At 66.7% G+C, this 22,713-nt stretch carries 22 protein-coding genes; 20 read left to right on the top strand and 2 right to left on the bottom strand.

The features are described from left to right. From serA to MSB02_RS08160, 3 genes are all read left to right on the top strand, one after another. Complete coding sequence (serA, locus tag MSB02_RS08170; RefSeq protein ID WP_267194744.1) at positions 1–1,584, top strand: phosphoglycerate dehydrogenase; 1,584 nt, start codon at positions 1–3, stop codon at positions 1,582–1,584. A gap of 393 nt (positions 1,585–1,977) precedes the next feature. Next, positions 1,978–2,421: a helix-turn-helix transcriptional regulator gene (locus MSB02_RS10605; protein ID WP_267194743.1), complete on the top strand. Its 444-nt coding sequence runs from the start codon at positions 1,978–1,980 to the stop codon at positions 2,419–2,421. A 240-nt stretch (positions 2,422–2,661) separates the two neighbouring features. Continuing rightward, positions 2,662–4,218, top strand: a complete 1,557-nt coding sequence (locus MSB02_RS08160) for a 2-isopropylmalate synthase (RefSeq protein ID WP_267195006.1) — start codon at positions 2,662–2,664, stop codon at positions 4,216–4,218. 5 nt (positions 4,219–4,223) lie between these two features. On the opposite strand, the gene MSB02_RS08155 is transcribed toward MSB02_RS08160, so the two are convergent. Then, the gene (locus MSB02_RS08155; protein WP_267194742.1) at positions 4,224–4,643 is read right to left on the bottom strand and encodes a putative toxin-antitoxin system toxin component, PIN family; all 420 of its coding nucleotides are present in this window, start codon (positions 4,641–4,643) and stop codon (positions 4,224–4,226) included. Then, positions 4,640–4,870: a hypothetical protein gene (locus tag MSB02_RS08150; RefSeq protein WP_267194741.1), complete on the bottom strand. Its 231-nt coding sequence runs from the start codon at positions 4,868–4,870 to the stop codon at positions 4,640–4,642. The genes MSB02_RS08155 and MSB02_RS08150 overlap by 4 nt, the downstream gene beginning before the upstream one ends. A gap of 170 nt (positions 4,871–5,040) precedes the next feature. Between MSB02_RS08150 and leuC the strand changes: the two genes are divergently transcribed. From leuC to MSB02_RS08065, 17 genes are all read left to right on the top strand, one after another. After that, entirely contained in the window at positions 5,041–6,309 is a 1,269-nt protein-coding gene (leuC, locus tag MSB02_RS08145) for a 3-isopropylmalate dehydratase large subunit (protein WP_267194740.1), read from the top strand. Positions 6,310–6,410: 101 nt separating this feature from the next. Beyond that, positions 6,411–7,139 (top strand): tetratricopeptide repeat protein, encoded by a 729-nt coding sequence (locus MSB02_RS08140; protein WP_267194739.1) that lies wholly within the window; start codon positions 6,411–6,413, stop codon positions 7,137–7,139. Positions 7,140–7,212: 73 nt separating this feature from the next. Further along, a complete protein-coding gene (locus tag MSB02_RS08135) occupies positions 7,213–8,472 on the top strand; it encodes an NHL repeat-containing protein (protein WP_267194738.1) in 1,260 nt (419 codons plus the stop codon). 203 nt (positions 8,473–8,675) lie between these two features. After that, complete coding sequence (locus MSB02_RS08130; RefSeq protein WP_267194737.1) at positions 8,676–9,566, top strand: hypothetical protein; 891 nt, start codon at positions 8,676–8,678, stop codon at positions 9,564–9,566. 174 nt (positions 9,567–9,740) lie between these two features. Continuing rightward, entirely contained in the window at positions 9,741–10,670 is a 930-nt protein-coding gene (locus tag MSB02_RS08125; RefSeq protein ID WP_267194736.1) for a NapC/NirT family cytochrome c, read from the top strand. Next, positions 10,670–11,788, top strand: coding sequence for a cytochrome c3 family protein (locus tag MSB02_RS08120; protein WP_267194735.1), 1,119 nt, complete (start codon positions 10,670–10,672; stop codon positions 11,786–11,788). Before MSB02_RS08125 ends, MSB02_RS08120 begins: the two co-directional genes overlap by 1 nt. Before the next feature lie 82 nt (positions 11,789–11,870). Continuing rightward, the gene (gene leuD / locus MSB02_RS08115) at positions 11,871–12,365 is read left to right on the top strand and encodes a 3-isopropylmalate dehydratase small subunit (RefSeq protein ID WP_267194734.1); all 495 of its coding nucleotides are present in this window, start codon (positions 11,871–11,873) and stop codon (positions 12,363–12,365) included. Next, entirely contained in the window at positions 12,362–13,474 is a 1,113-nt protein-coding gene (gene leuB / locus MSB02_RS08110; protein WP_267194733.1) for a 3-isopropylmalate dehydrogenase, read from the top strand. Before leuD ends, leuB begins: the two co-directional genes overlap by 4 nt. A 4-nt stretch (positions 13,475–13,478) precedes the next feature. Continuing rightward, entirely contained in the window at positions 13,479–14,462 is a 984-nt protein-coding gene (locus MSB02_RS08105) for a lysylphosphatidylglycerol synthase transmembrane domain-containing protein (protein ID WP_267194732.1), read from the top strand. Positions 14,463–14,518: 56 nt separating this feature from the next. Further along, entirely contained in the window at positions 14,519–15,028 is a 510-nt protein-coding gene (locus MSB02_RS08100; protein ID WP_267194731.1) for a helix-turn-helix domain-containing protein, read from the top strand. Then, positions 15,018–15,362: a HepT-like ribonuclease domain-containing protein gene (locus MSB02_RS08095; protein ID WP_267194730.1), complete on the top strand. Its 345-nt coding sequence runs from the start codon at positions 15,018–15,020 to the stop codon at positions 15,360–15,362. The genes MSB02_RS08100 and MSB02_RS08095 overlap by 11 nt, the downstream gene beginning before the upstream one ends. A gap of 69 nt (positions 15,363–15,431) precedes the next feature. Next, positions 15,432–16,346, top strand: a complete 915-nt coding sequence (locus MSB02_RS08090; RefSeq protein ID WP_267194729.1) for a branched-chain amino acid transaminase — start codon at positions 15,432–15,434, stop codon at positions 16,344–16,346. Positions 16,347–16,355: 9 nt separating this feature from the next. Next, positions 16,356–18,356 carry a transglycosylase domain-containing protein gene (locus MSB02_RS08085; RefSeq protein WP_267194728.1) on the top strand — a complete coding sequence of 667 codons (2,001 nt, stop codon included), beginning with the start codon at positions 16,356–16,358 and terminating at the stop codon, positions 18,354–18,356. 103 nt (positions 18,357–18,459) lie between these two features. Further along, positions 18,460–20,031, top strand: a complete 1,572-nt coding sequence (gene cimA, locus MSB02_RS08080; protein WP_267194727.1) for a citramalate synthase — start codon at positions 18,460–18,462, stop codon at positions 20,029–20,031. 134 nt (positions 20,032–20,165) lie between these two features. Next, positions 20,166–21,392, top strand: coding sequence for an MFS transporter (locus tag MSB02_RS08075; protein WP_267194726.1), 1,227 nt, complete (start codon positions 20,166–20,168; stop codon positions 21,390–21,392). Positions 21,393–21,508: 116 nt separating this feature from the next. Continuing rightward, positions 21,509–22,258 (top strand): fumarylacetoacetate hydrolase family protein, encoded by a 750-nt coding sequence (locus tag MSB02_RS08070; RefSeq protein WP_267194725.1) that lies wholly within the window; start codon positions 21,509–21,511, stop codon positions 22,256–22,258. Positions 22,259–22,401: 143 nt separating this feature from the next. Then, a complete protein-coding gene (locus MSB02_RS08065; protein WP_267194724.1) occupies positions 22,402–22,713 on the top strand; it encodes a YerC/YecD family TrpR-related protein in 312 nt (103 codons plus the stop codon).

Below are 22,713 nucleotides of genomic sequence, written 5' to 3'. Positions count from 1 at the left end.
ATGAAAGTACTGGTTGCAGACAAGATCTCGGATAGCGGAATCGAGAAGCTCATCGCCGGGGGGTACGAGGTCGACGTGAAGACGGGCCTCGCCGAGGAAGAACTCGTGGCGATCATCCCCGAGTACGACGCCATGATCGTGCGCTCGGCCACCAAGGCCACGCGTCCGATCATCGAGGCAGGCGAGCGGTTGAAGATCATCGGCCGCGCGGGTGTCGGTATCGACAATGTGGACGTGGCCGCAGCCACGGAGCGAGGCGTGATCGTGTGCAACGCACCCACGTCGAACATCGTCTCCGCCGCCGAGCAGACCATCACGCTCATGCTCGCCACCGCGCGCAACACCGCGCAGGCCAACGCCAGCATGAAGCAGGGCAAGTGGGAGCGCTCCAAGTTCACCGGTACCGAGGTGTACGAGAAGACGCTCGCCATCGTGGGCCTGGGCCGCATCGGCACGCTGGTGGCCGAGCGGGCGCGGGGTCTGGGTATGAAGCTCATCGGCTACGATCCGTACACGAGCGAGGAGCGCGCCGCGGCGCTTGGCGTGACGCTCTATGAGACGATCGACGAGCTCCTGCCGTTGGCCGACTTCCTCACGGTGCACCTTCCCAAGACGAAGGAGACCATCGGCATGTTCGGCGCCGAGCAGTTCGCCAGGATGAAGGACGGCGCGCGGCTCGTGAACACCGCTCGCGGCGGCATCTACCAGATGGACGCGCTCGTGGACGCGCTCAAGAGCGGCAAGGTGGCCTCGGCGGGTATCGACGTGTTCGAGACCGAGCCGTGCACGGAGTCGCCGCTGCACGAACTGGACAACGTGGTGCTCACGCCGCACCTCGGCGCCTCAACGGAAGAGGCGCAGGACCGCGCAGGCGACCAGATAGCCGATCTCGTGGCGGCCGGCCTGTGCGGGGAGATGGTGGACACTGCCGTGAACATCGCGCCGGTGGCGCCCGAGGTGATGGAGGCCGTTGGGCCGTTCCTGTCGGTGGCCGAGGCTCTAGGGACCGGTATCGGGCAGATCGCCCGCGGTCCGGTGAGCGAGATCGAGGTTCACTTCATCGGGCATCTCGCCGAGCAGGACACGCGCATCCTCAAGACGGCCATGCTCAAGGGGCTGCTGAGCGTGGTAGGCCAGGACATGGTCAACTATGTCAACGCCAACCACTACGCGGAACAGCGCGGCATCTCGGTCACCGAGAACAAGCGCGTGGAGAGCACCGACTACGTGAGCCTCATGGTCGTTGTGGCCAAGGCCGGCGGCCGCGAGTTCAAGCTCGGCGCCACACTCATGGGCAAGAGGAACGAGCCGCGAGTGGTCGTGTTCAACGACTTCGCGATCGATATGGCGCCGTCGCACCATATGTTGTTCCTCGAGTACACCGACGTGCCCGGCGTTGTGGGCAAGGTGGGTACCGCGCTTGGTGAGAACGGCATCAACATAGCCTCAATGCAGGTGGGCCGCACGGGCGAGGGAGGCACGGCGCTCATGGGCATCAACGTGGACAGTGCGATCCCGGATGCGTTGATGGACCGCGTCAACGCCAAGGCCGAAGTGTCCGAGGCGTGGAGCGTAGAGCTGTAAGGGAGCACTAAGCAGCCACGTGACCAGAAGGGGTCCCGCGGGGCCCCTTCTGCACTGTTCTTCTGGCCGGGGGATGTCTCTTTGTCGTGGTTCGCACGTTTGCGAACAAGGTCAGGCTGCGGGGTCGCCCAGGTCAGGCTGCGGGGTCGCCCAGGTCAGGCTCCGGGGTCGCCCAGGGCAGGCTACAGGGTCGCCCAGGGCAGGCTGCGGGGTCGCACCCGAGGGTTCGGTGACGCCTGCTCACGTTTCGGGTGCCGCTTCGATCCCGTGGATCCCGGGTTCGGTTCTGTCGCGAATGCACGTGCGGTTGGACTCCGGAAGGGTCTCGTTCATGCCCGCGTGAGAGCATCGGGGCTGACATGACGTCGAGCGGCACTGCATTCCCCGCAACGGATGTTCGCATTCGTGCGAAACGGTTGGAGATGGGTGCCAGAGAGGAGGCCGAAGGTGGAGCTGCCTCGTTCGTGGGCGGATGAGGTGCAGGAGAGACTTGATCGTGCACGCCAGCGTCAGTTCCCCGGGCCTCCTCGCGGCGCGCTGGATGCCGCGGCGCTTGAGAGTCTGCAGCGGGAGATAGCGAGACAGCTCTATCGTGCGCGACGAAAGGCGCGGCTGAGCCAAGAGCAGGTTGCAGCCTACATGGGCACGACCAGGAGCGTCGTATGCCGTCTCGAGACTCATTCCGCACACATGCCGTCCACCGCCACGCTGCTGCGCTACGCTCGAGCGGTGGGCTGCACTGTCGAGGTCCGCCTCGTCCCATACGTTGAGCCGCCTCCACCCCCCGAGGTGGACATCCTTGACCTCGTCGACTGGGATGAGCTGAACCGCCGATAGCGTGCACGGAGTCGCGCGCGGAGTGACCCCAGTGCTGCGGTCGTGCCGCTCATGCGCTATACTGCCGCACATGAACGCGCCAGCTCACATGCTTCTGGGTCTATCCGGGCGACTTATCCAGCCGGCCGCCGTCTGACCGACGGCTCGTGCCGGCGCACCCCGCCCGTACCCGCGTTCGAACCCAAGGAGCATCCCGTGAGCACGAATCCTGCCGCACCCGGCGCCTCCACCGCACCCGGCATACCCGCCGCCCCGGCTGACCGCGTCTTCATCTTCGACACCACGTTGCGCGACGGGGAGCAGAGTCCCGGCGCAAGCATGAACACCGCCGAGAAGCTCGAGATCGCCCGACAGCTCGTCCGTCTCGGCGTGGACGTCATCGAGGCCGGCTTTCCGATCTCGTCCCCCGGTGATTTCGAGAGCGTGCGCCGCATCGCCGGCGAGGTGGGCGACGCCGCCACCGTCTGCGCGCTCTCACGCGCCGTTCCGGCGGACATCGAGCGCGCCGCCGAGGCGCTGGAGGGCGCTAAGCGGCCGCGTATCCACACAGGGATCGGTGTGAGCGAGAGCCACCTGCGCGACAAGCTCAAGATCTCGCGCGACGAGGCTCTCGAACGCGGCGTCGCAGCCGTGAAGCTGGCGCGCTCCTTCGTGGAGGATGTGGAGTTCTACGCTGAGGACGCCGGCCGCGCCGAGCCGGAGTTCCTCTACCGCATGATCGAGGCGGCCATCGCAGCAGGCGCCACGGTGGTGAACATCCCCGACACCACCGGCTATGCATACCCGGAGGTCTTCGGCGAGCTCATCGGCGGTTTGATGGAGAACGTGCGCGGCATCGAGGACGTGACCGTCTCGGTCCACTGCCACAACGACCTCGGCATGGCCACGGCCAATTCGCTCGCCGGTGTGAAGGCGGGCGCGCGGCAGATAGAGTGCACCATCAACGGCCTCGGCGAGCGCGCGGGCAACACCGCCATGGAAGAGGTCGTCATGGCGCTCAAGATGCGCCCCGACGTCTTCGGCGTGACCAGCGGCATCAACACCCGCGAGTTCGTGCGTGCTTCGCGCCTGGTCTCGAGCATCACTGGCATCCTCGTACAGCCCAACAAGGCGATCGTGGGCGCCAACGCGTTCGCACACTCGAGCGGCATCCATCAGGACGGCGTGCTCAAGCAGCGCTCCACGTACGAGATCATCGACCCTGAAGAAGTAGGGGCGGGCGGCTCAAGCATCGTGCTCACCGCGCGGAGCGGCCGGGCGGCGCTCCGCCACCGGCTGGCGGAACTCGGCTATGTGATGGAAGACGACGAGTTCGAGCACATCCACCAGGCATTTCTCGACCTCGCGGACAAGAAGAAGGAAGTCTACGACGAGGACCTCGAGGCGCTTGTAGGCGAGGCCGAGCGGATGATCGGCGAGGTCTTCCACCTGGAGCAGGTGCACGTGAGTTGCGGCGAGCCCGGCATCCCCACGGCCACCGTGGAGCTCATCGACCGTGACGGCGAGAGCTTCATCGACTCCAGCCACGGTAACGGTCCGGTGGATGCGGTCTACAACGCCATCAACCGCATCGTGCGCGAGCCCAACGACCTCACCGAGTTCAGCGTGCAGTCCATCACCCGCGGCATCGACGCGGTGGGCGAGGTCACCATCCGCATCAAGAGCGAGGACGGCCGCACCTTCACGGGCCGCGGCGCGCACCCCGACATCGTCGTGTCTAGCGCCAAGGCGTACGTGAACGCGCTCAACCGGCTGCTCGTGGCGGCAGAACGGCCTCAGCTGCCCGCCGAGGTGTAGGGCGCTTAGCGCAAGCCCTCCACGAGCTCGGCAAAGACGGCAGGTGAGATGGTACGCGGTGTCGAGTCCCGGAGTCCGAGGAGATGCGCGGCGCCCGAGACGATCACCTGGGCGCGCCCGATGAGTGCGAGAGCGAGCAGGTAATCGTCGTCAGGGTCGGGGCAGACGTGTTGGATGGTCTCGGGGTCAGGGACGGAGACGGTCACCCGCTCGAGCCAGAGAACGAAGGCGGCCGCGGTCTCGGCGTCCACGCGCTCGGCGATCTTGGGGCGCGCAAGCACGCCACGCAGTTCGGCGAGCAAGCGCGGGCAGGCGACGGCATCGAACAGCCCGTCGCCGAGGGCGCGCATCAGTCGCGCTGGGGCGCCACTACGCGAGAGCAGCGCGGCAACGTAGACGTTGGTGTCAAGGACGCCTCGGATCACGAGGAGCCGGAGCGGAAGCGATGCACCTCTTCGACCGCCAGGCGCAGCGCCTCGTCCTCGGGCATGTCGGCGGCACTCCATACCCGGTCGAGGACCTCCATGCCGAGGTACGCCCGGAGCGCCTCCTCGACCACCTCGTAGTCTTTCTTGCCGGTGCGGGCGGCCATCACTTTGGCGCCACGGAGGACGTCTTCGTCGAGATACACGGTAGTCTTGGTCTTGGGCATGATGTCACTATGACGGAAAAAGGGAAAAACGGCAAGACCGCATAGCGTGCGAACGGCCCTGCTGCGGCAGTGGCGGTGACGGGCGCCACGGCTCCTTGGATGGACCTGTGGCCTCGCCTCGTCCCATCGCGTAGAATGCACGAACCACACTCGGCACGAAGGAGCGCCCAATGCCGCGACCGATGACCATCACCGAGAAGATCCTCGCCGCTCATGCGGGGCTCGAAGAGGTCGTGCCCGGCCAGCTCATCGAGTGCGACCTGGACATCGTGCTCGCAAACGACGTCACGGCTCCCATCGCCATCCGGGAGTTCGCCAAGATCGGCGTGGAGCAGGTGTGGGACCCGGCCAAGGTCGCGCTCGTGCCCGATCACTACACACCCAACAAGGACATCAAGAGCGCCGAGCAGGCCAAGATTGTGCGCGAGTTCGCTCGCGCGCAGGGCATCACCCACTACTACGAGATCGGCTGCATGGGCGTGGAGCACGCGCTCCTGCCCGAGCAGGGCGTGGTGGGCGCTGGCGACGTGATCATCGGCGCCGACAGCCACACCTGCACGTACGGCGCGCTCGGGGCGTTCGCCACCGGCGTGGGCTCCACCGACGCCGGTGTGGGCATGGCTACCGGTCGCGCCTGGTTCAAGGTGCCCGAGAGCCTCAAGTTCAACGTCACCGGTGAGCTCAAGCCCGGCGTGGGCGCGAAGGACCTCATCCTGCACATCATCGGCATGATCGGCGTGGACGGCGCGCTCTACCAGTCGATGGAGTTCACGGGCGAGACGATCGCCTCTCTCGGCATGTCGGCCCGCATGACCATCTGCAACATGGCGATCGAGGCCGGTGGCAAGAACGGCATCATCGCCGTGGACGACGTCACTCGCGAGTACATGGACGGCCGCACGGAGCGCCCGTGGACCGAGTACCACTCGGATCCCGAAGCCGCGTACGCGCGCGTCTACGAGATCGACGCAGCAGACGTGGTCCCCACGGTCGCCTTCCCGCATCTGCCGAGCAACACGCGGCCGGTGTCCGAGGCGCGCGACGTGAAGATCGACCAGGTAGTGATCGGCTCGTGCACCAACGGCAGGTACGAGGACATGGCCGAGGCGGCCGCGGTGATCAAGGGGCACACGGTGCACCCGGATGTGCGCATGATCGTGATCCCGGCCACCCAGCAGGTGTACCGGGACATGATGCACACCGGGCTCACCGACATCTTCCTGGACGCTGGCGCGGCCGTGAGCACACCGACGTGCGGGCCGTGCCTCGGCGGGCACATGGGTATCCTCGCGGCTGGGGAGCGCGCGGTGGCGACCACCAACCGCAACTTCGTGGGCCGCATGGGCGACCCCACGAGCGAGGTCTACCTCACCGGCCCGGCTGTTGCTGCGGCAAGCGCGGTGCTCGGACATATTGGGTTGCCGGAGGACATCGGGTAACGGTTGCCGCCGGGGCTTTGTTCGCATTGAACGAGGCCGCGGCTTGCGGCATACTGCGACAGGCCCCTCGCGGGCAGGGGGATCCACGCAAAGGAGTCCATGTGGCACGTACGCGCAGGGGGAACAACGTCGACGGGGAGCGAGAGTCGCTCTTCTGGCTGCAGTTCGGCGTGCTCGCACTCGTCATCCTCATCCTGGTAGCCGTCCTGTGGGCGCTGATCACCGTGTCATCGCTCGAATCGGGCGCCCCCCGCACCGCCATCGAGCGCAACATCCGCGTTCTCGAGAGCACTGTTGCCCAGGACCCCGAGAACGCATCGGCATGGGCGCAACTGATCCGCGCGCAGACCGCTTCGGGAGATACCGCAGCAGCGGCGAAGACGGTGGAGCGCGCCGACGAGACGCTGGGCACACGCCGTGGGCCGGTCGGCATCGAGGCCGCCCGCATCACGTTCGTTGAAGGCGACTACGCCGTAGCGCTCGAGGAGATAGACGCGGCCCTGAAGATCGTCGCCGAGGAGACCGAGGCGGAGAAGAAGAGCCTTGCCGAGCGGGGCATCGCGATGGACCCCGACTACACGAACGAGATAGCCGCCCGTGTCCTCAAAGGCGAGATCCTCACCGAGATGGACGATGCCGAGGGCGCGATCGACGCATACACCGAGGCGCTTGAATTCAGCGGCCGTATGGCCGACGTCCTGCTCGCCCGCGGTCTGCTCTACGAGGAGATCGGGCGCATCGATGAGGCGCGTGCCGATTTCAACGCGGCGCTCACCTATGTTCCCGACTACGCTCCGGTGCTTGAGGCACTGGACAGGATCGGAGGCTGACCGGCAGATGGCCAAGCATGCGAAGAGGCGGTCGCCGGTTCATGTGTCCGAGGCTGCGTCGGCAGAGCCCCGCGTGAGAGACGCAGCATCGGCGCGCTACGCGCGGATGCGTCTTGCGCTCATCGCGCTGCTGGTGATCCTGGCCGGATTGCTCGTCGCGATCCTGGTCTTCGTAGGCAACCTCATCACACCCGATGAACCCTCCGCCGAGACGGTGGAGCGTTCCGGCGGGCTCACGTGGGTGCGCTCGATCTACGGCGCGAGCGCAAGCGCGGAGGATCAGCTCCGCAGTCCGGCGCACACCGCCATCGATCCCGACGGCACCATCTGGGTGACCGACTCGGTGATGAACCGTGTCTTGGGCTTCAACCCTGACGGCTCCTTCCACGGGGAGTTGATCGCCGGCAGCCCCGACGGGGGCGAGGGCGTGTCGATGCTGCAAGGACCTGCGGGCATCGCTGCAAGCGAGGACGGCGAGATCTACGTCGCCTCCAACAGCACGGATCTCGTGATCGTGTTCGATGGCAACGGCGAGGTGGACCGCGCGTTCGAGGTGCCCTCACCCATACAGATCGCCGTACGGGACGATCGTGTCTTTGTCACGTCGGCCGAAGGTCTGTTCCTCTTCACGCCTGAAGGTGAGGAGATCGCCCGGTGGTCGTCGCGTGGCATCGCCCTCGACCAGGTGGACATGCCCAACGGCGCGGTGATCGCCGAGGATGGCACGCTGTACATCACGGATACGCACAATGGACAGGTGAAAGCGTTCTCTCCTGACGGCGAGCTTGAATGGGCCGTGCCGGAGACCTCTGCCAGGGCGGCGGCGCTGGAAGGCGACGGGACTCCGCCGACGATGGGTGATGCGCAGGCATCGGCCGGGGCGACCGCAACGGGGGAGAGCACCGGTACGGCGGGGGCCGATCTCGCTTCCACGCTGCAGCTGCCGGTTGGGATGACGATTGACGGCGCGGGACGGTTGGTGTTCGCGGATGCGTTCGCCTTCGCCGTCTACGTTGTGGACACCGACGAGCAGAGCATCGTTGCCAGGTACGGCGACCAGGGTCAGACCGATGGACTCTTCAACTATCCCACGGGCATCGCATACGATGCCGATCGCGACTGGTTCGCCGTTGCGGACACCGCCAACGGGCGTGTGCAGATCGTGCGCATACCTGATTCCGGCGGGTCGCCGCTCGCGGCGGTCCGCAGTGCGAATGTGCCCTGGGTGGTGTGTGCCGTGCCGCTGGTGGTCCTGGCGCTGGCCGGAGTTGTGGCGGCATCCCGCCGTCGCAGGACTTCGGTGCCGGAGGAGGGTTCGGTCACAGAAGGCTGATGCGCGGCAGGTTTGTTCATCTTTCACGTTGATTCTGCCGATACTCAATGGTAGATTCGGGGCGTGCCGTGGAGAGCCAAGCACGGCATGCTCAATGGGGGAAGACCGTCGGCCCTTGTGCCGACTGTGCTTGAGCTTAGGCAAGGCAGGAGGTGATTCTTACGATGCCAAAGAGTAATTCAACTTTCACGAAGGGAACTTCGATGAAGAAGACTGCTTTTGTTCTATTCCTGGCGGCGATCCTGGTGTTCGCGTTCGCCGCGAGTGCTATGGCCAACACTTCATCCGGTACCATCACCTGGGATCCGACGGCGCCAAACGACAGTCCTGCAACGCCGCACAAGGGTTATGCGTACAACACGGAGAAGTGCCTGGTCTGCCATGCGGTCCACAAAGCATCTGCCACTGGCGAGGTGCTGCTGGGCGCCACCGTGGGTAACGCGTGTGACTACTGCCACGTCTCATCGACGGGTGCTTCCTCAGTTCGCGTGTACAATAACGATCCGACGAACCATCAGTCGGACACGGAGTTCAACCATAGCAACTCCTGCACCGCGTGCCACGCCGTGCACGGCGCGAACACTGTTGATCAGACTGATTTGTCTCAGAAGATCCTCAAGGCCGACATCGGCGTCCAGTCGGGCGTCCCGGCCGTTGACTGGGATCTGAGCACGGGTAGCCGTGACGGCGCCCTGAGCGCGTACTGCACGCAGTGCCATCCGTACTACGTGAGCACCTATGCTCTTAGCAACACGGACGGCGATATCGCGGGTACGGGTGAGCCTGGCCCCTACAACTCGCACATCATGACGGCCGACTTCGTGGCGTACGAACCAGGTGCGCACATTTCTGCTTCGGTCGATGGTGACCAGGTCGCTTACGCCTCTTCAGCGTACTGCACCAGCTGCCATGATGGCGGCGCCGATACGGTTGCGGACAACTTCCCGCACCTCACCAGCGGCGCTCGCTTCATGATGTCGTCCGACTTCGTGAACGACACGGCAACCGCTGCCGCGAAGGCCACGGAAGACGGCGTCTGCCTGAAGTGCCACGTTGGCACCGACGGCCTTACGGGTGTTGGTATCGGCTTCTAGTCGATTCCACACACGCAACATGCACGTAGGCGGGCTCCGGGGAATCCCCCGGAGCCCGCTTTTCGCTCTGGAGCCGCCGCACGCTTCCTCATGCTATGCTCGCTCACTGAGTCGCCGGGCGCGTCCGTCTTCGGGCTCCTTTGGAGGGTCATCCTGCACTCTCGTCGTACACGCATGATCGCAGGCATCGTTTCGGCGGCGCTCTTGCTGGCCGCGTTCGTGACGATCGTTGCTGCTGCCGGCCCTTCGAGCTTGTGCGGCAGTTGCCACGCGATGCGTCCGTATGCGGGCACCCTTGCGGAAAGCGAGCACGGTTCCACCGGGTGCGTCACATGCCATGCGCCGACATCGGCCGATCGCATCGGGATGGCCGGGCGGGTCATCACCCGTATGGTCCCGGCGGCGGTCATGGGCGCTGCTGAGGTTACCGGTCCCGCGCAGGGCGTTGCTGATGAGGGCTGTGTTTCGTGCCATAGGGCGGGCATCGAGGAGATGGCGGATCGCGACGGCATCAGGGTGCTGCACCCCGCGTGCGCGAGCGGTTCGCCGTGCATCGACTGCCACGGGGATGTGGCTCACGGCGATGCGGCACGGGTCCGGCGCACCTACACGATGGAGTCGTGTACCGCCTGCCACCAGAGCGAGAAGGCCACGCTCGAGTGCGATGCCTGCCATTCGGCACACACACAGCACGAGCGCCTTGAGCGCGGCCCGTGGCAGGTGACCCACGGTTCGCAGTGGTCGCAGACGCACGGACTCGGCAGCCTGCGGTCGTGCGGAGTGTGTCATCCGTCCGACTATTGCGTACGCTGCCATGGCACGGTGCTGCCCCATCCTGCCGGTTTCGGCCAGTCGCACGGGGACGAAGCCGCGAGGGACCTCGCGGTGTGCACGGCATGCCACGACGCGGACACGCTCTGCACACCATGCCACGGTATCGAGATGCCGCACCCCGACGGGTTCCTGCCGGAGCACTCGGCGATCACGGATGGCGTAGAGGATCCGGCGTGCGTGCGCTGCCACGACCCGGAGGAGTGCGTTGCGTGCCACGTTCGCCACGTGCATCCCGGCAATGCGGCGCAGCCGCCCAAGGCGGGTGACTGATGGACATCCAGGCGACAGCACTCGTCTCCGCGGCGCTGGATATCATCGCCGATCCCACCAGCAACCTCACGGCCGCGGTGTTCCTCATGGCCGCCGCTGTGCTCCTGGTGCTGATCATCGTGCTGGTTGCCATTATCGTCATGTTGCCGGGCGCACGGCGGAGGCGCGTCCGGGAGCAGGAGCCTGCGCGGGAGGGCATGCCGGAGTCGGGGGAGCGGGTGGAGGCTGATGCGGCGCCCACCACAAGTCTGACCGCACGCGGCGGGCGCGGGGCCGCGTGGGTCGTCGTCGCCGGTGTCGTGGTGGCTCTCGCCTCGGCATACGTGAGCACGGCTCAGAGTTCGTATTGCCTGTCCTGTCACGCCGAGGTCCGGCTCGACGACCACAGCGGTGTTCACGCGGACGCCGCATGCGTGCGGTGTCACGAGGACGCGTGGTCGCTGCCATCCAACGCGCTGCGCCGCGGTCTCGACATCGCCGCGCACTACGGCCTCGGTTCCTCGGCGTACACTGCGGACGTGCCGTCGCGGCGGTGCGTCGCATGCCATCGGGGCATCGACTCGGAGGTCATCCGCAACGACGAGACGGGTGTGATGATGTCGCACGCTGAGCCGCTGGAGGCGGGTTACGCGTGTGCCGACTGTCACCGTTCCGACGAGCATGCCGATATGGCAGCGCCGGTGGGGATGTCGGTATGCCTGGCCTGTCACGATGCCGAGACCGCCAGCGCCGAGTGCTCCACCTGCCATGCGAAGGACACGAGCGCTGCGTCTGGCCTGGCGGCCGATCGCATCTACGGCACGGCCACGATCACGCGTACCGACTGTGAGGGCTGCCACTCGATGGAGTCGTGCGACGCATGCCACGGTATCCGCATGCCGCACTCGGAGGAGTTCCTTCGCACGCATCCCCGCTACTCGGGATTCGACCTCAAGGAGCAGTGCTTCGAGCAGTGCCACACCGACGCCGACTGCTACAAGTGCCACGGACTGTGGAGCAACCATCCGCCGAGCTTCAAGGAGGAGCACAAGCGGCTCTCTCCGGACTCGGCATGCAACACCTGCCACAGCCAGCATGAGGGTCCGATCTGCGACCTCTGCCACGACTTCAACCAGTAGCGCACCGCCTTAGCGCGCAGCACGATCGCCCGCAATGGTAGAATCCTGCCCTGCGCTGTCCGCTCTTTCGAGAGGCGATTCCATGAAGTTCTCAGGCACCGCTCACCGGTACGGCCGCGACATCGACACGGACGTGATCATCCCCGCACGGTATCTCAACACGAGCGACCCGGACGAACTCGCACTCCACTGCATGGAGGATCTGGACCCGGGTTTCGTGAAGAAGGTCGAATCGGGAGACATCCTCGTGGCCGACGAGAACTTCGGCTGCGGGTCGAGCCGCGAGCACGCGCCGATCGCCATCAAGGCCGCCGGCGTGTCCGTGGTGATCGCGAGGAGCTTCGCGCGCATCTTCTATCGCAACGCCATCAACACCGGCCTGCCGATCATGGAGGCGCCGGAAGCCGTTGAGGGCATCTCCGACGGCGACCGTGTGACGGTGGACGCGGATGCCGGCATCATCACCAACGAGACGACGGGCGCCACGTTCACTGCGCAGCCGTTCCCGCCGTTCATCAAGGACATCATCGAAGGCGGCGGACTGGTGGAGGCCGCCAAGAAGAAGGTGGCTCGATGACCACCTACCGCATCTGCCTGCTGCCCGGCGACGGCATCGGCCCTGAGATCACCGCCGAGGCCGTCAAGGTGCTCGGCATCATCGGCGAGCGATTCGGCGCAACCTTCGAGTTCTCCGAGGCGCTGCTTGGCGGCGCGGCGATCGACGCCACCGGCACGGCGCTCCCCGATGACACGCTGGAGGCGGCGCATGCGGCGGACGCCGTGCTTCTCGCTGCGATCGGCGGACCCAGGTGGGACACCACCGACCCCGAGAAGCCGCGCCCCGAACAGGGTCTCCTCGGCATCCGCAAGGCGCTCGGCTTGTACGCCAACCTGCGGCCGGTCAAGATCTTCGATGCGCTCAAGGACGCCTCGAGCCTCAAGCCCGAGTACCTTGAGGGCGTGGACATGCTCATCGTCCGCGAGCTCACGGGCGGTCTGTACTTCGGCGCGCGGGCTCGCGAGACGGGCGTTCCGGGCGCAGCCACCGGCGGCGGACCCGGCATGCGCGCCTACGACACGCTCGACTACCGGGAGTTCGAGATCGAGCGCATCGCACGCACGGCCTTCGAGGCGGCACGCACTCGGCGCGGGCGCGTGCACTCGGTCGACAAGGCGAACGTGCTGGAGAGCAGCCGTCTGTGGCGCGAGGTCGTACACCGCCTCCACGCCGCCGAGTTCTCCGACGTGGAGCTCGTGGACCAGCTCGTGGACAACTCGGCCATGCAGCTCATCCGCACCCCGGCGCAGTTCGACGTGATGGTGACCGAGAACATGTTCGGCGACATCCTCTCGGACGAAGCCTCGATGCTCACCGGCTCGCTCGGCATGCTCGCGAGCGCGTCGCTCGGCGATGGGACCGCGCTGTACGAGCCGAGCCACGGCTCCGCGCCCGATATCGCCGGGCGGGGAATCGCCAATCCGCTTGCGATGCTGCTCTCCGTCGAGCTCATGCTGCGCTACAGCTTCTCGATGCACGATGCTGCCGATGCGCTTGCTTCGGCGATCGAGGGCGTCCTCGCGGGCGGATGGCGCACGCGTGACATCGCGGATGCCACCACGCTTCCGCAGAAGACGGTCGGCACCACCGCGATGGGGGATCTCGTGGTGGAGCGGCTGCGGGCGTAAGCGCGTGCAACCCACCCCGCGATACATCCTCCGCGGGCTCGTCATCGCCGCGATCGGGAGTGCTGTCGTCTCGGCGGTGCTCGTGGTGGTGAGCGACGGTTCCGAGGTGGTTCGCGCGCTCGGCGACTTCGACCCGCTCGTGCTGGTGTGGATGCTCCTGATGGGGGCGGTCGGCTTCTTCGTGCGCTCGATGCGGTGGGGCGCGCTCATGCGTGTGGCGGGTCATCGGGTGCCGCTGCGCGACGCGCTCTACCTGCAGATCTCCGGTCAGGCGATGACCGTGACGCCCGGCCGCGTAGGCGAGGTCGTGAAGCCCTGGCTTGCCCGCGAGATAGCCGGGATGCGGATGACGCGCAGCGTCACGCTCGTCTTCGCCGAGCGGGTGGCCGACCTCATCGCGGTCTGTCTTCTCGCTCTCGGCGGCCTCTGGGCGCTCGGCGGCGCTACCTGGACACTCGTGCTTGGGATCGTCGTTGTGGGCGGAGGAACCGCTCTCGCCGGCTCCTCGTGGTTCCACGGTCTCGCGCTGCGCATCGTGCGCAGTCGCGAGAAGGCGCGAAAACACGAGGCTTCGGCCGAGGCGATCGCCGACACGCTCCGATGCGCGCTCCACTGGCGTGTGCTCGCCTGGTCGGTACCGGCGTCGGTGGTGGCCTGGGGTCTCGAAGGCGTCGGCTTCGCCCTCTGCCTCGACGCGTTCGGCTTTGACGTGCTCGGCGCACTCGTAGGCGTCTCTGTCTACGCGGTCGCAACCATCGCCGGCGCGTTCTCGTTCCTCCCGGGGGGCATCGGGCTAACCGAGGCGTCGATGGCCGGCATCCTGGTGGCGGCCGGCATGCCCGCCGCGGCCGCGTCCGGCGCCACCATCGTCACGCGCGTGGCCACGCTCTGGTGGGGCGTGGCGCTCGGCTGGATAGCGCTCGCATCGCGGCCGAGACTGCTAGGGCGAGTGCTGGGTAGTGACGCCGGAGTGGATGAGGCTCCGTAGCGGACCGCGCTTTTCTTCACTCTCCCATGTTTTCCTATTCCTGCTACTATCTGCCTATGCACGAGCTTCTCGACATCGCATCTGTGGCCGCGTACCTGGGCGTCTCCGAGCGCACGGTCTACAACCGGGTGCGTTCGGGCGACTTGCCCGCCATCAAGGTCGGCAGGCTCTGGCGCATCCGGGCATCGGATCTTGAGGCGTGGCTCGATCAGGCCGGCGGGCGCGCTGGAGCGCGTGAAGGCACGCAGACCCAGGCTCCTGGCCGCGCTCTCCTGGACCGTCACCAGGCTGCTCTCACCGAAGCCTGCCGCCGACATCACGTGAGCAGGCTCGATGTCTTCGGTTCGGCGTTGCGGGACGACTTCTCCCCCGCGAGCGACATCGACTTCCTCGTTGAGTTCGAGCCGGTGGAAGCATCGGGCTTCGATCACCCATACTGGACGCTCGCCGAGGAGCTCGAGGCGATATTCGGCCGACGTATCGACCTCGTCATGGTAAGCGCGGTCACGAACCCCTATCTCGCCCACGAGCTTGAGCTCACGAAGGTGACGCTGTATGCGGCGTAGCGAGATCGTGCTCATCGCCGACGCTATCGCCGCAGCGGAGTCCACCTGCGCCATCGTGTCGGACTCCGTTGAAGAGGAGTATCTCACTACCCGCATGCTGCGTTCGGCGGTCGAACGAGAGCTGCTGATCATCGGCGAGGCGCTCAACGCTCTCGACGGCATCACCCCTGACGCGCGTCATCGCGTCACGCATCTGGGCAGGGTGATCGGCCTGAGGAACAGGCTGGCGTACGCGTACGACCTCATCGATGACGTGATGGTATGGTCTATCGCTCGCGAGGACATCCCATCGCTTCTCGCCGAGCTTCGCCGCTGGCTGGCGGAACTTCGTTAAGGCCACCCCGCTGTCGGTGCTCTGCGCTACACTATCCCGATACACGGCCGTACGCGGAGGGGAGACGTCATGGCACTGCCCGAGGTGGAATTCATCTGGATGGACGGCAAGCTGGTTCCCTGGGCAGACGCCAAGGTCCACGTCCTCACTCACGCGCTCCACTACGGCACCGGCGTCTTCGAGGGCATCCGCTGCTACGCAACCGACGACGGCCCAGCGGTCTTCCGGCTCACCGAGCATATGCAGCGTTTCGAGCGCTCGGCCAGGATGCTCTTCATGGACCTCGGCTACTCGGTGGATGAGATGGTGGAGGCGGTCAAGACCACCATCCGCGAGAACGACCTCCCCGCGTGCTACATCCGGCCGCTGGCGGTCCGCGGCTACGGTTTCATGGGCGTCGACCCGATCAACTCGCCCGTCCAGGTCTCCATCGCCGTATGGCCCTGGGAGTCGTACCTCGGCGAGGAGGCGTTGGTGCACGGCGTCGACGTTGGCATCTCCTCCTGGCGGCAGCGCAGCATCAATGCGATACCGCCGGGCATCAAGTCCTCGGCGAGCTATCTCAACTCCGGCTTCGCCAAGATCGAGGCGAATCGCCACGGTTATGCCGAGGGCATCATGCTCAACGAAGCCGGGCACGTGTGCGAAGGCACCGGCGAGAACCTCTTCATCGTGCGCGACGGCGTGATCTCCACCCCGCCCGTCTCCGACGGCATCCTCGAGGGCATCACGCGCGATTCGATCATGGTGATCGCCGACGACCTCGACTACCCCGTGCTCGAAGAGTCGCTCGTACGCACCGACCTCTATATGGCCGACGAGATCTTCATGACCGGTACCGCCGCCGAGGTCGTGCCGGTGCGCTCGGTCGACGGCCACGTGATCGGCGATGCCGGTCCGGTGACCCTTGACCTTCAGAAGACATACTTCTCGGCGGTCCGGGGTCAGGACCCGGCGTACGGGGAGTGGCTCGAGCGCGTGTAGACGGCCGCTGTGGCTAAGACGGGGCTCGTCAGGATACTGAGCTGGGCGTCGGGCGTCCTTGCGGTCGTCCTGGTGCTGCTGCTCGCCTTCGCGGGCTACCTCTGGCATCTCTCCACCAGACTGCCGGACCTCGCCGCCAATCCCGACGCGATCCAATTGGCGCAGACGTCGATCGTGTACGCGGCCGACGGCAGCGTGCTCGCCGAATGGCACGATGCCGAGGACCGCACGGTCGTGGCCGGCGAATCGCTCCCGCAGACGCTCAAGGATGCCGTCGTCGCCATCGAGGACCGGCGGTTCTACGAACATTCGGGCGTGGACATGCAGGCCATCGCGCGTGCGCTCTCGGTGAACACCGCCGCCGGGGAGGTGCGGCAGGGGGGCTCCACGATCACCCAGCAGACGGTGAAGCTCCTGTTCACCGACGGCGAGCGCACGTTGCGGCGCAAGATCGAGGAAGCGCTCCTCGCCCTGCAGCTGGAGAGCCAGGCCGACAAGGACGACGTGCTCGGCGTCTACCTCAACATGGTGTACTTCGGGCATGGGGCCTACGGTGCGGAGAGCGCCGCGCAGCGCTTCTTCGGCCTCAGCGCCCGCGACCTCACGCTTGCGCAGTCGGCGCTCATCGCGGGATGCATCCAGTCGCCGACGCGTTACGACCCCTTCACCAGCCCGTCCAACGCGCTCGAGAGGCGGAACCTGGTGTTGCGCGAGATGCGCGACCAGGGCTACGTCACGGCAGGAGAAGCGGCCGACGCCGCCGCGGAGCCGCTCGGTCTTCGGGACGAGGCCGCTGAGGCGCAGCCGCAGTTCGCGCCGTACTTCGTGGAGTACGTGCGCCGTGACTTGCTCGAGGTGCTCGGCTCCGAGCGGCTGTATCGCGGCGGGTTGCGCATCCATACCACGCTCGATCCCCGCGCGCAGCGGGCGGCGGAGTCGGCCGCCAGGAGCGCCCTGCCAACCGTCGACGATCCGGAGGTGGCCGTCGCTTCGGTGCGGTGGCGTGATGGCGCGGTGGTCGCCGTGGTGGGCGGCCGCGACTTCTCCGCCGAGCAGTTCGATCTCGCCACGCAGGGGCGGCGTCAGACCGGCTCCGCGTTCAAGCCGTTCGTGCTTGCGGCGGCGCTCGAGGAGGGCTACACGCTCGACTCCACGTGGGAGGCGACCCCGTTCTCCACGCCGGTGAAGGACGGCGTCTGGCATGTGGAGAACTACGAGAACGCCATCACGGGAGGGACGTATACGCTCGAGATGGCCACCACCTGGTCGATCAACACGGTCTATGCCCGGTTGATCATGGCGGTGGGCGCGGACAAGGTCGTGGACGTGGCGCACCGCATGGGCATCACCTCCGAGATCAACGAGGATCCCGCCATCGCGCTCGGCGGTCTTTCCCAGGGCGTGTCGCCTCTCGAGATGGCCTCCGCGTTCGGGACGATCGCCAGCGGAGGCACCTCCGTTGCACCGTCGGGGATCGGCAAGGTCACCGACAGCGACGGCGAGCTGGTGTATGCGCCCGAGCGTGCAGGCGTCCGGGCCATCTCCGAGGACGTCGCCACGACCCTGGCCGGAGCGCTCAACCAGGTGTACACACGCGGAACCGGCAGTACCGCCAACATCGGGCGGTGGGGGGCGGTCAAGACCGGCACGTCGCAATCGTGGAGCGATGCCTGGCTGGTGGGCTACTCGGGTGACCTCAGCACGGCCGTGTGGGTGGGCTATCCGCAGGCCCAGGTCCCGATGGAGGATGTGTACGGGATCCATGTCACCGGCGGCAGCTTCCCCGCCCAGATATGGAAGGAGTTCATGCAGGCGGCTTCGGCCGACGCGGCGGCGGGTCCCGCAGCGCGGCCCACGGACGCGGGCGCGGGATCCGATCGCGAGGGGTGGGTCACCTACACGATCTGCAGCCAGTCGTTCAAGATCGCCGGTCCCAACTGTCCCGACACTATGGAGCTCGCGTTCCCGGCAGGCGCGATATCCGATGAGGTCTGCACGCTCGAACACTGAGGCACACGACGAAGGTCGGCCGGAACATCACCGCTCGTCGGCCCCGTTCGTTACAATGGGGCTTCACAGCGCTCAGGGCGAGCAGGGGAAGGACGGCGCCCGGATGGTCACCCTCTACGACACCACGCTCCGTGACGGCACCCAGCGCGAGGGCATGTCCCTCTCGGTGGATGACAAGCTGCGTATCGCGCAGCGGCTCGATGCGCTCGGCGTGCACTACATCGAGGGCGGCTTTCCCGGCTCCAATCCCAAGGACCTCGAGTTCTTCGAGCGGGCCCGGCATCTGGAGCTCGACAACGCGGTGATCACCGCGTTCGGGGCCACCTGCCACAAGAACGGCGCCGCCGAGACCGATGGCGGGCTCCGCGCCCTGCTCGACACGGGCTGTGAGGCGCTGTGCATCTTCGGCAAGACCTGGGGCCTTCACGTGACGGAGACCCTGCACGCCACGCTGGACGAGAACGTCCGGATGGTGCGCGACAGCGTCGCGTTCCTCGTGGACGCCGGCCGCACCGTCTTCTTCGATGCCGAGCACTTCTTCGACGGCTACGCCGCGGATCCCTCGTATGCGATCGAGGTCTGCAGGGCCGCTGCCGGGGCGGGCGCCAGCGGGGTGGTCCTGTGCGACACGAACGGCGGTACCCTGCCGCACGTCGTGGCTCGCGTGGTGCGTGAGGTGGCCGAGGCGCTCCCCGGCGTGACGCTCGGCATCCACGCGCACAACGACGCCGCGTGCGCTGTGGCCAACTCCCTCGTGGCGGTCGACGCGGGCTGCACGCACGTGCAGGGCACCGCCAACGGTTATGGCGAACGCGCGGGCAACGCGGACCTCTTCTCGATCATCCCGGCGCTCGTGCTCAAGATGGACGACACCTGCATCTCGCGCGAACAGCTCATGCTTCTCACCGAGGTCTCCCACTTCATCGCCGAGACGGCCAACGTGACTCCCAACCCGCACCAGCCGTATGTGGGCGCGAGCGCGTTCGCGCACAAGGGCGGCGTACACGCCAGCGCGGCTGCCCGTCTGCCCGAGGCGTACGAGCACATCGACCCGTCCGCGGTGGGCAATCTCGCCCGCGTGGTGGTGAGCGAGCTTGCCGGCAAGGCGTCCCTCACGATGAAGGCCCTCGAACTCGGCATCGACCTCACCGGCGACCAGGAGACCGCCACGCGTGTTCTGGACGGCATCAAGGAGCTCGAGCATCACGGCTACATGTTCGAGGCCGCCGACGCCACGCTCGAGGTGCTCCTCAAGAAGGAGCTCGGCACCTACGAGCCGTTCTTCCTCCTGGAGAGCTTCCGCTGCATCATGGAGAAGCGCGAGGACGGCAAGGTGATGACCGAGGCCACCATCAAGATCCACGTGGGGGACGAACGGTTCATCGCCACGGCCGAGGGCAACGGTCCCGTGAACGCGCTCGACGGAGCGCTCCGCCGCGCGATCGGCCGCTTCTATCCCGCGCTCGACGCGATCGAGCTCACGGACTTCAAGGTGCGCGTACTCGATGAGAAGAAGGGCACGGGCGCAGTGACGCGCGTGCTCATCGAGTCGAGCGACGGCGAGAAGACCTGGGGCACCGTGGGCGTCTCGGAGAACATCATCGAGGCGTCGTGGGAGGCGCTCGTCGACTCGATCGAGTTCGGCTTGGCTCATCCGCGCGTCCGCACGGAGTAGCCGCCCGGTCCCGCGCTGCGTGACGTATCGCTGACGCCTGATGCCCTTCCGGGCGCGTAGGCGTATACTCCCCAACGGCTTTCGTATATCCGCGTGTCTCCGCAACCGCGGGGCGACGTCGTGAAGGACCGCCCGTGCTTCGTTCCAACCGCAATCTCGCGTTCGTCGTGGCGGCGCGATTCATATCCCGTCTCGGTGGCACCGCGGTGTGGTTCATCGGCACGATGGGCGTTGCCGCGTACGTGTTCGACGCGTCCCCCAAGCAGCTCGCCATCATGTCGCTCATCAACGGACTCTCGGCGATCGTGGGATCGTTCACAGCTGGCGTGCTGATCGACCGCTTCGGACCCCGCAAGGTCATGATCTGGGCCGAGATCGGCTCCATCCCGCCGGTCCTGTGGATGATGGTCGCGCCCACGCTGCCGCTCTTCGTGGTGGGCTCGGCGATCTTCTCGCTCTTCGGCATCCCCACGTGGACCGCCGGCGCGTCGTTCGCGCCCTACATCACCGAGGGGCGCGACGAGCTGGAGCGCGCCAACGCCTATATCGAGGGTGGCAGCTCCGTGGGGTTCGTGCTCGGCCCTACGGTGGGAGCCCTCATCGAGACGTGGTTCGGCATCCACTCGGTCTTCTGGGTGATGGCGGTCGCCGCCGTCCTCGCCGCAGTGGCTGCGTGGATGACGCGCATCGATGAGACGCCGCGCGAGCATGTGTCGGGCAACGCATGGCGCGAGTTCACCGACGGCGTGCGGCTTGCTTACACCACCCGCTCGCTCCGCTATTTCATCCTGCTCGGCACCGCTGTGTGGTTCGGCTTTGGCGCGTTCCAGGCGCTTGAGTCGCTCTTCTACCGCGATGTGGTAGGCGTGGGGGTGGAGTGGCTCGGCTACATGAACACGGTGTTCGGCCTGGGCCTGGTGTGCGGCGCGGCGCTCCTGCCGCGCCTGCCCGCGAAGGTCGTGTCGGCCCGCGGTCTGGCGTTCTTCTCGGTGTTGTCGGGGCTCGGCTCGATGCTCTATGTGGGGTCGGCCGACCTGGTGTGGATCGCGCCGGGCGCGTTCGCCTGGGGTCTGTTCATCGGCGCCACGGAGCCGCTGCTGCGCACGCTGGTGCACCTGGACTCGCCGCACGAGTATGTGGGTCGTGTGGTGGGCACGCTGCAATGGCATCGCACCGCAGGCGAGTTGCTGCCGCTGGCCTTCGTGCCCACGCTGGCTGTGACGCTCGGCATACAGGAGACGCTGATCGCGGGAGGCGTGCTGGTGGCGCTTGCCGCGCTCGGCAGCATCCGCACGGCCGGCTCGATCGACCGTGGTCGCGCGGCACTGCCCGCGTCCGAGGCCGTCCCTGAATCTGCCTGAAGTCGTTCGCCCGCGCGAGCAGGAATCGCAGGTGGGCATGTTGAAAAACGACACAGGGTAAGGGGGATCACCGGCGATCGCCCCGTATGGCGGACTTGCGAGGAGACGGGGTGCGTATGCGCGTCGTTCGGCTGTTCCATGAGCAGGACGTTCGGTACGGTCTTGCCGACGAAAGCACGGTGACGCTCATCTCGGACGAGCCGTTCGCCGCATGGGAGCCGGAGGGTATCGTACCGCTCCCGCACGCCCAGCTGCTCGCGCCCACCGTGCCTACCAAGATCGTGTGCGCAGGGCTCAACTACCGGGCGCATGCGACGGAGATGGGGCACGATCTCCCCGACGAACCGGTGATCTTCCTCAAGCCGCCGACCTCCGTCACGGGGCACGGAGCCGAGATACGCATCCCCGAGGGCGTGGAGACCGTGGACTACGAGGCCGAGTTGGCGCTCGTGATAGGCCGCCGCACGCACAACGTGACGCCCGAACAGGCACGGACGTGCGTGCTCGGCTGCACGTGCGCCAACGACGTGACCAGCAGGGCCCACCAACGCAAGGACGGTCAGTGGACCCGCGCCAAGGGCTTCGACTCGTTCTGCCCGCTCGGCCCCTGGGTGGAGACCGACATCGACCCGTGCGACACCACGCTCGAGAGCTACGTGAACGGGGAACTGCGCCAATCGACCTCCACCTCGGACATGATCTTCGATCCCTACGAACTCGTGAGCTTCGTGAGCCACGTGATGACCTTGCTGCCTGGTGATGTGGTGCTCACAGGTACCCCATCCGGGGTGGGGCCGATGCGCGCCGGCGATGTGGTGGAGATCAAGGTCGGCGGGATCGGCAGCCTCGTCAACCGCGTGGTGTAGCGTGCGTCTGATCGGCTGAGTCCTCTGCCGACCGCCCATCGGAAACCAGTGCCGGCCAGTCTCTCGTGCCCCATCATGTCGCGTCCGGGTGCTAGTATGGATACACCATCTTGCGCACCGGCCCGTCGAAGGGGGATCGCACGTTGTCTTCAGAACGCCTTCGCACGGCCGAGGTAGAGGCTCTTCTGGCCGCCTTCGGCGTGCTTGAGAATGATGACGAGCGGTATGCGTTCCTGCTCGACGTAGCGACCATCCGGGAGATCCAGGACATGGCCCAGCGGCTCGCCGTGGCGCGCATGCTTCACGCCGGCGAGCACTATACCCGCATCCAGGAGATCACCGGCGCGTCGTCCACCACGATCAGCCGCGTCAACCGCAGCCTCAACTATGGTGCCGAGGGTTACCCCACCGTCATCGACCGGCTGGGCCCGTCCGCGGAAGGCGGCGAGGCGTAG

This window comes from Anaerosoma tenue (genome assembly GCF_023161965.1).
In the GTDB taxonomy this organism is placed as follows: domain Bacteria; phylum Actinomycetota; class Coriobacteriia; order Anaerosomatales; family Anaerosomataceae; genus Anaerosoma; species Anaerosoma tenue.
This window is presented reverse-complemented; position numbering and strand designations above follow the sequence as displayed.

What these genes read in the sequence shown, in the direction of transcription:
- MSB02_RS08070 (WP_267194725.1), top strand. Translation starts at nt 21,509, where the DNA reads ATGCGCGTCGTTCGGCTGTTCCATGAGCAGGACGTTCGGTACGGTCTT.
- MSB02_RS08125 (WP_267194736.1), top strand. Translation starts at nt 9,741, where the DNA reads ATGATCGCAGGCATCGTTTCGGCGGCGCTCTTGCTGGCCGCGTTCGTG.
- MSB02_RS08100 (WP_267194731.1), top strand. Translation starts at nt 14,519, where the DNA reads ATGCACGAGCTTCTCGACATCGCATCTGTGGCCGCGTACCTGGGCGTC.
- cimA (WP_267194727.1), top strand. Translation starts at nt 18,460, where the DNA reads ATGGTCACCCTCTACGACACCACGCTCCGTGACGGCACCCAGCGCGAG.
- serA (WP_267194744.1), top strand. Translation starts at nt 1, where the DNA reads ATGAAAGTACTGGTTGCAGACAAGATCTCGGATAGCGGAATCGAGAAG.
- leuB (WP_267194733.1), top strand. Translation starts at nt 12,362, where the DNA reads ATGACCACCTACCGCATCTGCCTGCTGCCCGGCGACGGCATCGGCCCT.
- leuD (WP_267194734.1), top strand. Translation starts at nt 11,871, where the DNA reads ATGAAGTTCTCAGGCACCGCTCACCGGTACGGCCGCGACATCGACACG.
- MSB02_RS08090 (WP_267194729.1), top strand. Translation starts at nt 15,432, where the DNA reads ATGGCACTGCCCGAGGTGGAATTCATCTGGATGGACGGCAAGCTGGTT.
- leuC (WP_267194740.1), top strand. Translation starts at nt 5,041, where the DNA reads ATGCCGCGACCGATGACCATCACCGAGAAGATCCTCGCCGCTCATGCG.
- MSB02_RS08150 (WP_267194741.1), bottom strand. Translation starts at nt 4,870, where the DNA reads ATGCCCAAGACCAAGACTACCGTGTATCTCGACGAAGACGTCCTCCGT.
- MSB02_RS08095 (WP_267194730.1), top strand. Translation starts at nt 15,018, where the DNA reads ATGCGGCGTAGCGAGATCGTGCTCATCGCCGACGCTATCGCCGCAGCG.
- MSB02_RS10605 (WP_267194743.1), top strand. Translation starts at nt 1,978, where the DNA reads ATGTTCGCATTCGTGCGAAACGGTTGGAGATGGGTGCCAGAGAGGAGG.
- MSB02_RS08120 (WP_267194735.1), top strand. Translation starts at nt 10,670, where the DNA reads ATGGACATCCAGGCGACAGCACTCGTCTCCGCGGCGCTGGATATCATC.
- MSB02_RS08130 (WP_267194737.1), top strand. Translation starts at nt 8,676, where the DNA reads ATGAAGAAGACTGCTTTTGTTCTATTCCTGGCGGCGATCCTGGTGTTC.